The 14,080-nt window shown below is 70.3% G+C and carries 13 protein-coding genes; 5 read left to right on the top strand and 8 right to left on the bottom strand.

The annotated features are described in order from the left end of the window. Positions 1-68: 68 nt before the first annotated feature. Positions 69-2,210 carry a golvesin C-terminal-like domain-containing protein gene (locus tag H4W31_RS26385; RefSeq protein WP_192769114.1) on the top strand — a complete coding sequence of 714 codons (2,142 nt, stop codon included), beginning with the start codon at positions 69-71 and terminating at the stop codon, positions 2,208-2,210. A 57-nt stretch (positions 2,211-2,267) separates the two neighbouring features. On the opposite strand, the gene H4W31_RS26380 is transcribed toward H4W31_RS26385, so the two are convergent. The 5 genes from H4W31_RS26380 to H4W31_RS26360 are packed head-to-tail and all read right to left on the bottom strand — an operon-like array spanning position 2,268 to position 6,308. Then, positions 2,268-2,540, bottom strand: a complete 273-nt coding sequence (locus H4W31_RS26380) for a golvesin C-terminal-like domain-containing protein (RefSeq protein ID WP_192769113.1) — start codon at positions 2,538-2,540, stop codon at positions 2,268-2,270. Between the two features lie 33 nt (positions 2,541-2,573). Continuing rightward, positions 2,574-3,869 (bottom strand): FAD-dependent oxidoreductase, encoded by a 1,296-nt coding sequence (locus H4W31_RS26375; RefSeq protein ID WP_192769112.1) that lies wholly within the window; start codon positions 3,867-3,869, stop codon positions 2,574-2,576. Continuing rightward, positions 3,866-4,558, bottom strand: coding sequence for an SDR family NAD(P)-dependent oxidoreductase (locus H4W31_RS26370; protein WP_192769111.1), 693 nt, complete (start codon positions 4,556-4,558; stop codon positions 3,866-3,868). Before H4W31_RS26370 ends, H4W31_RS26375 begins: the two co-directional genes overlap by 4 nt. After that, positions 4,555-5,322, bottom strand: coding sequence for an SIS domain-containing protein (locus H4W31_RS26365; protein WP_318783418.1), 768 nt, complete (start codon positions 5,320-5,322; stop codon positions 4,555-4,557). The genes H4W31_RS26370 and H4W31_RS26365 overlap by 4 nt, the downstream gene beginning before the upstream one ends. Positions 5,323-5,333: 11 nt before the next feature. Then, complete coding sequence (locus tag H4W31_RS26360) at positions 5,334-6,308, bottom strand: ROK family protein (RefSeq protein WP_192769110.1); 975 nt, start codon at positions 6,306-6,308, stop codon at positions 5,334-5,336. A 170-nt stretch (positions 6,309-6,478) separates the two neighbouring features. Here H4W31_RS26360 and H4W31_RS26355 point away from each other — a divergent pair, with 170 nt between their 5' ends. Next, positions 6,479-7,198: a GntR family transcriptional regulator gene (locus tag H4W31_RS26355; RefSeq protein ID WP_192769109.1), complete on the top strand. Its 720-nt coding sequence runs from the start codon at positions 6,479-6,481 to the stop codon at positions 7,196-7,198. A 25-nt stretch (positions 7,199-7,223) separates the two neighbouring features. Here the strand turns inward: H4W31_RS26355 and H4W31_RS26350 are convergent, their stop codons facing one another. Beyond that, complete coding sequence (locus H4W31_RS26350) at positions 7,224-8,186, bottom strand: phosphotriesterase family protein (protein ID WP_192769108.1); 963 nt, start codon at positions 8,184-8,186, stop codon at positions 7,224-7,226. Positions 8,187-8,845: 659 nt separating this feature from the next. Here H4W31_RS26350 and H4W31_RS44420 point away from each other — a divergent pair. Next, positions 8,846-9,853 (top strand): 2OG-Fe(II) oxygenase family protein, encoded by a 1,008-nt coding sequence (locus tag H4W31_RS44420; RefSeq protein ID WP_318783417.1) that lies wholly within the window; start codon positions 8,846-8,848, stop codon positions 9,851-9,853. 102 nt (positions 9,854-9,955) lie between these two features. Here the strand turns inward: H4W31_RS44420 and H4W31_RS43120 are convergent, their stop codons facing one another. Next, on the bottom strand, positions 9,956-10,099 hold the full coding sequence (locus H4W31_RS43120; protein ID WP_318783416.1) for a hypothetical protein: 144 nt from the start codon (positions 10,097-10,099) through the stop codon (positions 9,956-9,958). A gap of 320 nt (positions 10,100-10,419) precedes the next feature. Then, entirely contained in the window at positions 10,420-10,803 is a 384-nt protein-coding gene (locus H4W31_RS26335; protein WP_192769107.1) for a VOC family protein, read from the bottom strand. Between the two features lie 1,117 nt (positions 10,804-11,920). On the opposite strand from H4W31_RS26335, the gene H4W31_RS26330 reads away from it, so the two are divergent. Next, positions 11,921-13,096: an aminotransferase class I/II-fold pyridoxal phosphate-dependent enzyme gene (locus tag H4W31_RS26330; protein ID WP_318783415.1), complete on the top strand. Its 1,176-nt coding sequence runs from the start codon at positions 11,921-11,923 to the stop codon at positions 13,094-13,096. After that, on the top strand, positions 13,093-14,079 hold the full coding sequence (locus tag H4W31_RS26325) for a UbiA prenyltransferase family protein (protein WP_192769105.1): 987 nt from the start codon (positions 13,093-13,095) through the stop codon (positions 14,077-14,079). The genes H4W31_RS26330 and H4W31_RS26325 overlap by 4 nt, the downstream gene beginning before the upstream one ends. Position 14,080 lies beyond the last annotated feature (1 nt).

Genomic DNA, 14,080 nt, shown 5'->3' with positions numbered 1-14,080 from the left:
GCTCCCGGATCACCGTCGTGTCCCGTTGACGCACCACGCCTAATTCCCCTCATCAGGCAAGGAGCAGTATGTCGCGCGAACGGATCGGACGTAGAGAGTTCACCCTCGGGCTGGCGGCCGGGGCCGCCGCGGTCGGTGGCCTGCCCGCGTTGGCCGCCACCCCGGCCAGCGCCGCTCCGCCGGCCACGGCCGCCGGCACTGGCAAAGAGAAGCGCCCGCATCCTGCGGCCCCGTTCTTCACCGAGACCACATTGTGGGACTCCGAACTCGACCCGCTGGAGAACTACCACGTGCACGGCCTGGCCGTGCTGCCGAACGACACGATCCTGGCCGCCACCGAGGGCCGGCACGAGGTCTGCGACGCCGGCCCGCGCGACCTGCTGCTGCGACGCAGCACCGACGGGGGCGAGACGTGGAGCCCGACCCAGACCGTGGTGCCATCGGTCGACGGTCAGTCGTGGGGCAACCCGGCACTGGTCGTCGACCGGACCACCGGTGAGGTGTTCCTGTTCTACATGCTCTCGCTGCGGCTGCCGGAGAACACCTCGTGCTCAGGCGACAGCGGCGACCTCTTCGTCGTGTCGAGCCGCGACGACGGGGTCACCTGGAGTACGCCGCGCAGCCTCTCCGGCCTGTTCGACCACTTCCCGTACGAGTGGGCGCTGCACGGGCCCGGCCCGGGACACGGCATCCAACTGGACAACGGCAGACTGCTGCTCAACGTGCTGCACCGGCGGGTCATCGTCGGCAACACCGTGGCGCAGCGGTTCTACGGCGTCGCCCCGGTCTACAGCGACGACCACGGTCGTACCTGGCAGGCGACCGGTGAGGTGCCGGTGTCGGTGGACTACCCGATCAACGAGGCGCGGGTGGTGCAGCGCAGCGACGGTACGGTCCTGATCAACGGGCGGGCCGCCGCTGGCGGTAACCGGCAACGGATCGTCTCGGTCAGCGAGGACCGGGGTCTGACCTGGTCACCGGCGAAACTCGACGGCTCCACCGGGGTGTTCAACGCGGTCGACGCCGGGCTGTCCCGGTACACCGGCGGCCCGGGTAGCCGGGAGGTCGACCGGATCCTGTTCAGTCGGCCGGACTCGCCGATGCGTTGGAACCTGACCGTGTCGGTGAGCTACGACGAGGGCTACTCGTTCCGGTACAGCCGGGTGGTGAACCCGAAGCGGTCCTACTACTCCGACCTCGCCCGGCTCTCCGACGGCACCATCGTGCTGCTGTACGGGTGTGACGGCGACATTCCCAGCGCGCCCCGCCGGGTGGCGGTGGCCCGGTTCAACCTGGAGTGGCTGACCCAGGGGCGGGACAGCCTGGCGACCGGCCCGGGACTCGACGAGCGGACCTACGACCTCGGCGGCACCGTCAAGGGCGCCCGCCGGTCCGGCGGTACCGTCGCGGTGGTCCGGGAGCCCACCGCCCGGGGTGGCAGCCGGGCCGCCCGATCCGTCTGGACCCCGACGGCGATCGGCGACTTCATCGAGTACCCGATCACGGTCGGTCGGGGCGGCGAGCGGGAGGCCGTGCTGCGGTACTACCGACCGGTCGACGGTGGCGTGGTCGCGGTGACCATCGACGGGGTACGGCCACGCCGGTCGACGGTCGACACGACGGCGGAGAGTTCCGAGGGCTACGACGTGGTCAACCTCGGGACGGTCCGACTGCGCCCGGGCCGGTCCCGGGTCCGTTTCACGCTCGTCGGCGCCGGTCGGGGCGGCGGTACCCGGGTCAGCCTCGACGAGCTGAGCCTGATCGAGGGCCCGGGGGCGGACGTCCGCGAGGAGGTGACCGTCGACAACGGCGAGCAGGGGTTCAGCACCGTCTCCGGCGGCACCTGGACGGCGGGCACCGGAGTCGCCGGCTACCACGGGTCGAACTATCTCTCCCGGCCGGCCGGTATCGGCGGCAACGTCGTAGGCTGGCGGCCCGCCCTGCCAGGCGACGGCCGGTACGAGGTGCTGGTCTCCTATCCTGCGGCGTCGAACCGGGCCACGAACGCCCCCTACACGGTGCACCACGCCGAGGGCACGGACGTCGTACCCGTCGACCAGAAGGTGCGAGGGGTCCCGGAGCCGCGCGGCGGCGAGTGGGTCTCGCTCGGCGTCTTCACCTTCGCCGCCGGGATCGACGGCTCGGTGGAACTCAGTGACGACGCCGACGGGTTCGTCATCGCCGACGCGGTGCGGTTCCTCCGGCGCTGACCCCACACCCGGGCGCCGCCCTGCCATTGCGACCGGACGGCGCCCGGGATCACCGCGTCAGAATCGCCGCAGCCGTACGGCGTCCGCGACGACGTAACCGTTGGCGTTGCCGTTCAGCTCCACCTTCGCGCCGGCTCCGGAATCGAACGCGAAGACGCCGAGGCGGGCCCAGTTGCCGCCGCGTGGATCCGGTGTTCCCGCCGCCCGCTGGTCGACCCGTACGGTTGTCGTGCCGAACGCGTGGGTGACCCGGAACGGCACGTCGGACGCCCGGTTCTCGTGCGCCGCGTAGGCACCTCGACCAGGTAGTAGCCGGCGTCGAAAACTCACGCAACACCTGGCCCACGCCTCGCCCCGGGATGCCTAGACGATGGCTCCGACCGCCTGGAGCCGGTCCCGCAACCGCTCGACCGCGAGCCCTGCGACGGTGCCGTCCGCAGCGATCGCCGCCGCAGTGCCGGCGGCCTGGCCGAGCGCCATGCACTGCGCCATCGACCGGACCGAGGCGTGCGCGTCGTGGGTGGCCGACAGGCAGCGCCCGGCGACCGCGAGATTGTCTAACTCCACCGGCAGCAGGCAGCGGAACGGAACCCCGTAGGTCTGCCCCGACGGGCGCCCGCCGACGTACGCCCAGATCGTCGACTCGCCACCGTCGTGGTCCTCGACCGGCGCCCCGCAGCGGGCGACCGCGTCGGGGAAGTCGCGGGCCGCCAGGACGTCGTCGCGGGTGAGCACGTACCGCCCGACCAGCCGACGGGTCTCGCGCACGCCGATGCGCACCGAGGTGGAGAGCAGGTAGGCAGCCTCGTAGCCGGGGACCTCGTTGACCAGGAAGCGAACATATTCGGCGACCTGGGCGCGCCCCTGCGACTCGGCCCGGGCGAGCTGCCACGGGTCGGTCGGGTCGACGCCGCTGACCCGGGTGAGGTTGGTGTGCACCACGCCGGGCAGGACGGTGCGGTGCACCGAGCCCTCCCGGCGGGGCAGCCGATACCGGCCGGAGTCCGCCGCCTCGGCCATCCGCCGGTGCAACTCTTTGGTGGAGAGCGCCGAGGTGTCGACGCCACCGAGCCGGAAGGTGGCGGTGAGCGGCTGGACGCGCTGCTCGGCCGACGGTCGCTCGACTGCGGCGCCGGTCCGCCAGGCGACCTCCGCGTCGCCGCTCGCGTCGACCACGGCGCTCGCGCGGACCAGCCGGTTGCCCGCCTTGGTCGCGACCACCAGCCCGGTGACCCGCCGGCCCTCGCCGACGACGCCGGTGAGCGTGGCGTGCAGCAGCACGGCGACCCCGGCCGCCTCGGTCAGGTCGTCCCAGACGAGTTTGAGCGCCTCGGGCTCGTAGGTGACCCCGGTCCCGGCGCCGTAGGTGTTCGGGCGTTCAAAGGCGTCGCCGGAGTCGAGGAGGCGCCGCGCGACTTCCCAGCCGACGCCCCCAACGACCCGCTCGCCGGCCGCGCCTGGGGCGTAGAAGCCGTAGAACGTATCCAGCACCGCGGCGCCGGTGCCGCCCAGGAACCCGGCGGCCTCGATCAGCAGGGTGCGGGCGCCTGCCCGCGCCGCGGCGACCGCCGCCGCGCAACCGGCCGAGCCGCCCCCGACGACGGCGACGTCGCCGCTCCAGATCTCCGGCAGCCCGTCCGTCGACTCGATCGGCGTCATCGCAGCGTCCACCCGCCGTCGACCGGGACGACGGCACCGGTCACCCGCGCGGACTCCGGGGCGAGCAGCCAGCCGACCGCCTCGGCGACGTCACGCGGGGCCACCACGGTGCCGCCCAGCGGCATCAGCGAGCCGAGCCGGGCGCTGATCCGCGGGTCGGCCACCGCCCGGCTCGCCATCGGCGTGTCGACCAGGCCAGGCGCCACGACGTTCACCCGTACGCCCGCGGACGCGCCTTCGAATGCGGCCACCCGGACCAGTGCCTCGACCGCGCTCTTGCTCGCCGCGTACGCCGCGGTGAGGAAGTCGGCGTCGAGGGCGCGGGCGAGCGCCGAGCCCACCACGGCCACCGAGCCGCCGCCGTTCGCCGACAGCACGGGCAGGCATGCGCGCAGTAGCCAGAAGACCGAGTCGAGGTTGACCCGCGAAACCTCCCGCCACCCGTCGTCGGTGCACACGCTGACCGGCCCGTCACCGAGGCGCCGTCCCGACATGCCGATCGCGTGCACCACGCCGTCGAGCCCGCCCAGCGTCTCGAGCGCGTACGCGACGGCCCGCTCGGCGCCACCCGGGACCGTGATGTCGATGGAGTCGCGGTCGACGCCGACCACCTGGTCACCCCGCCCCGCCAGCAGGTCGACGCAGGCCGACCCGATGCCGCCGGTCGCGCCGCACACCAGCACCCTCACCGTGCACCCCGCAGCACCGCAGCGGCTCGGGTGCCGTGGTCGAGATAGGCGGCCTCGAACCGTCGCTGGCTCTCCTCGGCCCCGATCAGCGCCGCGCTGGTGAGCACCGGCGGTAGGGTGCCGGCCGGCGCGAGCAGTTCGGCGACCCGGACCTTGATCTCGTTGACGATCGCCACTGCGGCCAGGGTGCTGCCGGGGCCGACCGGGACGTCGCTGCCGTCGACGTCGCACAGGGCGTCGCCGGCCGGCGTGCAGAGGTCGATGACGACGTCGGCGTGGTCGGCGAGCCGGGTCCCCGAGCTGTGCCTCGCCGGTGCCGCGTGCGTCGACGCCAGGGAGGTGACGGCGATGACCGGCACTGCCGCCTTGCGGGCCTGGATGGCCATCTCGATCGGCACCGCGTTCAGGCCGGTCGCGCTGAACACCATCAGCGCGTCGCTGGACCGCAGCGTGAAGTTGGCCAGGATCTGCTCGGCGAGGCCCTCCATCCGTTCGATGAACATGGCCTGCCGCTGGCCGTTGGCGCCGACGATCTGGGTGTGGAACGTCATCGAGAGTTCGACGATGGGGTGGTAGCCCGGGTACGAGCCGTACCGGGGGAAGAGTTCCTCCACCGGAATCCGCGAGTGTCCGCTGCCGAAGGTGTGCACCACACCGCCGCCGCCGATCGCCGCGGCGCAGAGCCGGCTCGCCGCCTCGATGGCGTCGCCCTGCGTCCGCGTTATCGCGTCGAGCACCTCGCTCGCTCGCCGTATCCAGTTCACGTCGTCTCCATTCAGGTTGATCGGCGTTCCGGTTCATCGGCACGGTGTGACCGCCCAGTCGCGGCCCGTCCCGAGGGCTCGTCTGGGTGGCTCGAGGCGGCGAGGGCGGCCCCCAGCGCGCCGGCCATCGGCCCGAGCGCGGCCGCGACGACCGCGACGGGTCCGATGAATTCGGCCCGCTCGGCCAGCGCCCGCTCGATGTGCGGGCGCAGCGCGGGCAGCCCGGCCGCCACGCCACCACCGATGACGGCCACCTCCGCCGGCAGCACGGCGCAGAGGCTGGCGAGCGTCTCGCCGATGGCGCGGCCCGCCCGGGCCAGCACCTCGGCGGCCGGCCCATCGCCCGCGTCGGCGGCGGCGACCACGGCCCGGGGGCTGTCCGGCCGGCGTCCCGTGCGCTCCCGCAGGCCACGCACCAGCGCCGGCCCGCTCGCGTACAGTTCGAGGCAGCCGCGGTTGCCGCAGCCGCAGCGCGGCCCACTCCGGTCGTAGGTCAGGTGCCCGATCTCGCCGAGCCGGTCGTCCGAGCCAACCAGCAACCGGCCGCCGACGGCCACGCCGCCGCCGACGCCGGTGCCCAGGGTGAGGAAGAGCGCGTCGCGGCGTCCCCGCGCCGCGCCCATGGTCAGCTCGGCGAGGCAGAAGGCCCGCGCGTCGTTGAGGACGGTGATCGGCCGGCCGGTGTCCCGGCGCAGCGCGGCGCCGAGCGGGAACCCGCCCCAGTCGCCGGATACGTTGGGCAGGAACCGGACGACACCGGTGGCGCGGTCGACGTGGCCCGGGACGCCGACCCCGACCGCGTGGACCCGTCCGTGCTCGACGTCGACCCGGTGGACGAGGTCGGTCATGGCGGCGACGATGGCGGTGCGGTCGGCGCCGGTGGGCATGCTGCCGTGGGCGATCAGGTCGCGGGCCGTGGCATCGGGCGGGCGGACGGCCCATTTGAGGGCGGTGCCGCCGAGATCGATGCCGAGAACCACGCTCATGCCGGCGCTCCGCTTCGCTTCGCGCCGTGATAAAGCACCGACCCGCTGAGCATGGTGATTCGCTCGCTCATGTCGTCGCTCCCCAGGGCTGACTATCTGTCTAGACAGCTGCGAACATACCCTTGACCGCGAGATAGTCAAGGTCCAACCGTCGCGTCCGGGAGCAACCCATGGCAGCCACCACCCCCGCCTACCAGGTAATCGAGCGGGAACTCCGGCAGATGATCGCCGAGGCGAAGCCCGGCGATCATCTGCCCTCCGACGCGGAACTGTGCGAACGGTTCGGGGTGAGCCGGATGACGGCCCGCCAGGCGGTGCAGCGACTGGCCGCCGACGGGCTGCTCTACCGGGTCTCCGGCAGCGGCACGTTCGTCGCCCAGGTGCCGGTGCACCGGCGGATGAATACGCTGCTCTCGTTCACCGACGAGATGCGCCGCCGGGGGCTCACCGCGAGCTCGGTCGTGCTCGACGCCCGGGTCCGCACCGGGGTCGGCAACGAGGTCCTCGCGCTGCGACTGCCGCCGCGCAGCGCAGTGGTGGCGATCCGCCGGCTGCGCCTGGCCGACAACGTGCCGATGGCGGTGGAGCAGGTCCGGCTGCCGGCGGTCTGCGCCGGCGTCCTCACCGCCGACCTGGCCAGCACGTCGCTGTTCACCGCGCTGGAACGGATCGGGCGGGTGCCGACGCTGGCCTACGGGACGCTCACCGCGGCGGCAGCGGACGCCGACGAGGCGGACCTGCTCGGCGTGGCGGTCGGCGCGCCGCTCCTGGTCGAGCAGCGCACGATCCACGACCAGTCGGAGGCCCCGCTCGAGTTCACCGAGTCACGGTACGTCGGCGGTCGCTACCTCTTCGACGTCGAACTCCTGCGGCAGCCGCCGGCCGGTTGACCGGGCCGGCTCACCCGCCGCCGGCTCAGTTGCCGCGCCGGGTGAGCACGCGCGCGGGATTGTCGTGCATGATCCGGTCCACCACCGGCTGGCCCAGCGCGCCGACGAGCCGGGGCAGGAAGGTGGTGCCCAGCACGTCCATGCCGGGCCCGCCGCCGTACGCCCGCAGCATCCCCCGGCGGCCGACATCGGTGCCGAGCAGGATCCGGTCGCCGTGCCCGGCCGCCACCAGGTCGGCGATCAACGCGATCAACGCGGACTCGGGCCGGTACTTCACCCGGCCCACCGTGTCGTAGAGCAGATAGGCGCCACGGGTGGCCAGCGCTGCGTGCAGCGCCGGGTCGGGATTGCGGTCGAGGTGCGCCAGCATCACCCGGTCGGACGGCAGGCCCGCGTCGGCCAACCGGTCCAGGGCCTCGTGCCCCGTCGTGCCGACCTCACAGTGCACGGCGACCGCGACTCCCGTGCGTGCCGCCGCCTGCCCGCCGGCCGTGAACCGCCGCGCCTCGGCCGCGCTGATCTGCTGGTACGACCCGCCGACCTTCACCACCCCCGCGCGGTACGGCGTCGGATCGGGTACGGGTCCCTGCCAGTCGCGCGCGTCCATGCCGTCGACCAGGTCGGTCGTCAGGACCTCCACCAGCGTCTCGACCGGCTCCCGGTAGACCCAGTGGCCGGCCGGGTAGTGGGCGTCGCGATGGAAGCCGGTCGACGCCACCACGTGGACGCCGGTGCGCCGGCTCAACTCCGCCAGCTTCCGCGGGTCGCGGCCCAGCCCGACCGGGGTTAGTTCGACGATGGTCGCTATGCCGGACCGCCGTACGTCCGCTGCCTCGGCCGCCATCTGGTCGAGGTCGTGAAAGTCGTCCCCGGGCAGCGCGGGGGTACGCAGGAACAAATGCTCGTGGGCGTCGACCGCGCCGAGTGCGGTGGGGTCGACCGGCCCCAGCACGGTCTCGACGGTGCCGATCGGGTCGGTGGAAGTCATCGGCCGCCAGTATCCGCCGATCATGCCTAGCTGTCTAGACTACCTCGCCGCGCACTGTATGCGGCACCAGAGGCAGTGCCCCATCGCGCCGACGCATCCTTGCTCGCGTCGCACGCGATGCTCGGTGCCATGTAGCGCTGAGCACATCCCCTAAGCATCCTAGGAGGATAGGCGTCCGGTTGTACCCTCGCGGCCACCTCACTCGACGGAGGCACAGGGGCTGTACTTCGAGCCGTACCTGGCTCGGGACGACGTAGATTTCCGTGTTTGGCTCGGGTGTGGTCCGTCGGACAGGACGTTGATCCTGTCCGGGAAGTACCACGTCATGGCAGAGAAGAAGACGACTGCTACTCAGTCTCCGCAGCTGACGCCGGCGGGGTACCGGCCGACCACAACAGCGTCATACAGTGAGGCATGCGTGACCTCGTGGACGAACTCTTCTCGCCAGGGGCGTGCCGGACGTATACGTAGGGTAACGGAAGTTCATGCCTTCCAGTGCGCCCGCGCGGCGCCAGATGAGGTCGGGCTCCCCGAGCCAGGCGAGGCGGCTCGCACCCTGCGGTTGCGGACGACGCCGTCGGCTTGACGATCGGTTCGTGAACCGAGTGGACCGGTCTCGTTCGCGCTCGGCGTAGAATTCCCGGATCCAAGGTGGTGAGGTGCGGGTGGGCAGTCGCGGAAGGCTCGGTGTCGGAGAGCGTGCCGCCGACTTTGTTCTGATCGGCCAGTCTGGCGTGCGTGCGCGGTTCTATGCGCACGCTGGCGGCCGCCCCACTGCGGTGGTCTTCGACAGCGACGGCGATGATCCGCGTTTGGTCGATCTCATCGGCCGGCTGGCGGCCCGTGACGACGTGGCACTGTGCTGTGTCACGTCGAAAGGGCCCGCGGGCGATTCCGGCATGCCGATGTGGTCCGACCGCGACGGCGCGGTTGCCGAGGTCTACGGGGTGGCGGCCGGAGAACTGACCGCGATCGTGCTTGACCCGAATCTGCGCGTGGTCGGTGTCGTTGTCGGAGACGGCCTGGCGGGCCGGGTCGTCGAGCTGCTCGACGCCGCAGTGCACCGCGATCGCACGGTGCAGGTGGTGGCGCAGGCTCCGGTGCTGTTGCTACCCCGCGCCCTCGATACGGCGCACCGGGATCGGCTGATGCAGGTGTGGGAGCGCGACGGCGGAACCGACACGGGCGTGGCACGGGCCGGCGGCGATGTCCTCGACTCGAGCGTTAAGCGGCGTCGCGATCACACCGTCGACGACCGTGACCTGCTGCGGGAGTTGACCTCGGTGGTGGGCCGCCGGGTACTGCCTGAGGTCGGCAAGGCGTTCGCGTTCCAGGCGACCCGTTTCGAGGGGTTCAAGATCGCCTGCTACGACGCCGCCACCGGCGGCTTCTTCCGGCCACACCGTGACAACCTGACGCCGTCTACGCGGCACCGGGTGTTCGCGCTCACGCTGAACCTCAACGACGACTACGACGGAGGACAGCTGCGCTTCCCGGAGTACGGCAACCACCTCTACCGGCCCGACGCGGGCACGGCGCTCGTCTTCTCTTGTGCCCATCTGCACGAGGTGCTCGATGTGACCGCGGGCCGGCGCTTCGTGCTGTTGTCCTTCCTCTACGGCGAACCTAGGTCAGATGCGGCGCCAACTCTGCGACGAAAGCTATGAGCTTTCTACCTGACGTTGCTGAAAGACCGGGGTCACGCGGCGCTTCAGCGCCGTTTGCGCCCGCCGGACGAATCGGATGGGCGGCGCGAACCGCTGTGGAGATCACCCACTGTTGGGTCGCGTTCCAGCGGCGGGCGTCCGCCCGGCGAGCAGGTCACCTGCCGTATCCAATGGGTTGTGGTCGGCGCGTAGCCGGTTCCACACCTGCCGACCGGTATAGCGGGGGTTTCCGATGATCGCCGCCACGGTGCGTAGCGTCCATCGGTGGCCGGTGCGGTGTGTGCGGTCAGGGTCGGCGCGGCGGTCCACCTCGGAATGTGGGCAGCCGACGTCGCCCGATCGACAGCCTCGGACGACCTCGTCGCGGCCTACGCGGGCCTGTTTTTAAGTCACCACTTCGTTATCACGGGCGCGCGTCCGACCACGGACTCGTGTCATCGACGTCGCGTGGGTCAGCCCATCTCGTACCACCGGTCCAGCAGCGACTCCACGTATGCCTGATCGCCGGCGAGGTCGCCTCGGTGCTTCGCATCGACGGCACCGCGAGCAACCCGTGATCAGCGCATCTACTCCCACGCCTGGGCAAGAGGCTCAAAGGTCTCCGGATCGATGTGGCACGGGATGACGCATACGAGGTGACCGCCCGGGGCCTGTAAGGTTATGCACTCTAGCCAGCGGCCGACCTCGACGGCGCCGAGGGCGATCAGCCGGCGGGCTTCTGCCTCAACGTCGTCGGTCTCGATGTCGACGTGGTACCGAGCCTGGTCATCCACGGCTTGTACTGCCAGAACCAGCCCGGGCAGTGCGCCGTGTAGAGAGGTGAACTGCTGCTCATCGGGAACTGTACGTGCAGGCACACCGAGGGCTTTCGACCAGAAGGCGGCAGCTGCAGGCACCTCACCGCGTGGTACGTCAATCAAGATCGTCGAGAGTCTGCTGCGATGTGCCACGATCAACCATTATCCACATCCACCCGGAGATTTCGCCGACCACACCATGACGTCAACTGGGACAAAGAAGGGCGTTCACGTCCATTCCGGCCAGGTCACTCTGCGAGCGAGCCACCACGACACCGTCCATTGAGGATTCAGCGAGCCCAGCAACCGGCTGCCACCACTGACTACCCGTTGGTACAGCCGATCCGCGGCGGCACTGTCGCACGAGGCGGCGCCCCAGTGCGAGACCGCTTTCACTGACGACTATTCGTTGATCTTGTCCAACGGACTGAGACGGCGCTTGATCTCACCCTCTCGCTTGCCACCTGGCTCAAGCTACCTGGAAGGCAGCACGGGCGCAGTGGCTGGGAGGATCCGATAACAGAAGTGGACTGGACTCGCGCTGCGGATCCGGCGTAGCATCCTGCTCCAGAGAGATCGTCAAGCGATCGCCGCTGATGGATGTAAACAGCGGAACGGGGGATCAATGATCTATGCGCTGCCACCGCAACGCCACTTTTCCTGCGCTGCTATAGCGCCGCATCCCTGGGTTCTTACCTTGGTTCCCGAGGAGCGCTACGGAACAAGCCGACAAGACTAGCGTCGATCTTCACGAGCCTATTGGCCTGATGTCGGCTGGTGTGCGTCAGCCTTGAACCGAACTGCAGGCCGCGGTGGCCCGGCTTGCCTCCTCAACTCCAGAGTGGTCAGACGGCGATGCCAGCAAGACCGCCGGCATCGCACCCGGCGGCGTGTCCAAGGCCGGGAGCCGCGTCGGTGCCGTCGCTCGTCGGGCGGGACGGCCGGGCCAGGCGCATCAATAGCACCTCCGGCCGTCTTCTGCGACCAAGCCGCCACCACTCTGCCGGGGACGAGGATCGCCCTCGCGCTGCGGTTCACCGAGTCGAGCCGCGGCGTCCTGTGCTGGCTCAGCCTGCAAGCTGGTGGCGCCAGCGGGTGGGAGAGACGACCGCCTACCTCCCTCCGCACGGCGGCTACGTGTTGGCCGATTTCTATCGCCGGTGCGCCACTGTCTAGAGCGGTTTTGCCGACTACTGGAGCAGCAGGTCCGCCGAACGGCCCGATGCACACGAGGCACCAGATGAGAGGGGTTTCGCGAACCGTGGTGACAGTGGATATCTTCGGTCGCTGCCAGTCATACACCCAGAGCCAGGAGGCTCGCGCAGCCAAGCTTTACCCGTACTTCATTCCCTTCGAGGGGCACGACGCGACCGTCGCGCAGACAATCGACGGCGACATCCTCATGTGTGGCTCGAACAACTACCTCGGGCTGACCTCTGACCCGCGCGTGAAAGCGGCGGCGCAGGCGGCGATCGAAGAGTACGGCACGTCGCGGACGGGCTCGCGGCTGCTCAACGGCAATACGCCACTACACGAAGAGCTGGAGCACGAGCTGGCCGACTTCCTCGGCATGCCGGCGGCACTGGTGTTTCCGACCGGCTACCAGGCAAACGTCGGCGTGATCGCATCGCTGCTGTCGCGTCACGACGTGGTCATCCTCGACCGCGAAGCGCACGCATCGGTCTACGACGGCTGCGGCATGAGCCTGGCCAAGACCCGACGGTTCGCCCACAACGACATGGACGACCTGGAGCGACAGTTGGCAGCCAGCCCCTCGGACGCCGGCCGGTTGGTCGTCGTGGACGGGGTGTACTCGATGGCCGGCGATCTGTGCCCGCTGACCGAGGTGGTACGGCTGTGCCGGCAGTACGGTGCCCGCCTGCTCGTCGATGACGCACACGGCATCGGCGTGCTAGCCGATGGCCGGGGCACCAGCGCGCACTTCGGCGTCACCGATCAGGTCGACCTCGTCACGGTCACCTTCAGCAAGTCGCTGGCGTCGATCGGCGGTGCCGTGCTCGGCCCAGAGAATGTTATCGAATACCTGCGCCACCACGCGCGCAGCCTCATCTTCAGCGCATCCGCCCCACCGGCCAGCCTAGCCGCCGCGTACGCTGCATTGCGCATCCTGCAGGCGGAGCCGTGGCTGTGCCGGCAGGCGGTAGAGAACGCGTCGTACGTGCGTCGCGAGCTCACGGCCCTGGGCTACGACCCGATCCCGAGTGAAACGCCGATCGTGTCTGTACGGCTCGACGGCATGCAGCAGACCCTGCTTACGTGGCGCAACCTGCTGGACCGCGGCGTGTATGTCAATGCGGTCATCCCCCCGGCGGCTTCGCCTCGGCTGCGAGCGAGCTTCTCCACCACGCACACACCGGAGCAGCTTAAGCGCGTCGTCGCCGCGTTCGCCGAGGTCGGCGACCTGATGCCCCTGGAGGACCAATGACCGTCAACCAGCTCGAACCCGCAGTCAGGACCCGGGATCTGGTGGTCGCATGGGCGCGGATGTGGCGGTTCCACTTCGTGCCCTTCTCGCTGTCGGCAGGTCTGGTCGGCATGACAGCGCCGCCGGTCGGGGCCAGCGCCGCGAGTATCGTGATCGGGCTGCTGTTCTGCACGCTGGGATACGGCGTCGGCGTGGTCATCAACGACTGGTTCGACCGCGAGGCCGACGCGGTCAATGCCCCGGACCGCCCGTTCGTTACTGGGCTGATAAACCCCCACATCGGCTTGGCGCTGACGCTCACGCTGTCCGCAGCCCTGATGGTGGTAGCCATCGTGGTCGCACCGACGCTGGCGCTATGGAGTGTCATCGCGATCGGTGGGCACCTGGTCTACTCCTGGACCAAGCGCATCCCCATGCTGGGCAATCTCGTCAATGGCGTCGACATGGCGCTGTTCACGGTACTCGGCGCCGTGGCCGTCCGACCCGACGCAGGATGGCTCGACATCCCGGCGGTGACCTGGTTCCAGACCGCGCTCGTCGCGGTCGCGTTCAGCGGCTTCTGCCTCGTCGGGTACTTCAAGGACATCGAGGGCGACCGGGTCGCGGGCTATCGCACGCTGCCGGTGGCCATCGGCACCAGGGCCTCCAGCCGGATTGCGGTGATATTTCCGGTTGTGGCGGTGATAGCGGCGGGCATAGCCGCCGTGGCGGACGCCGGTCGTGCGGGTGCCTACGCCGAGATTGCCTGCTGGGTGCTGCTCGTCGCATCCGCGCTCGGGTTCACGCAGAGCCTCGTGACACTCAACCGGGCGCCAGAGACCCGGGCGTACGAGGCGCTGGTCTGGTTCATCCGGGCGACCACACTGTTCTTCCTGTCGCTCGGCGCGCTGCACCGACCGACGCTCTTCCTCCTCGCCACCGTTCCGATAATGGCCTACCTGGAGCTGACGCTGCGTACGACCCAGTCCTCCCGGCAGGCATGAC

It is taken from the genome of Plantactinospora soyae, assembly GCF_014874095.1.
Classification (GTDB): Bacteria; Actinomycetota; Actinomycetes; order Mycobacteriales; family Micromonosporaceae; genus Plantactinospora; species Plantactinospora soyae.
The sequence above is the reverse complement of the archived record's forward strand: the minus strand, read 5'-3'. Positions and strand labels throughout refer to the sequence as shown.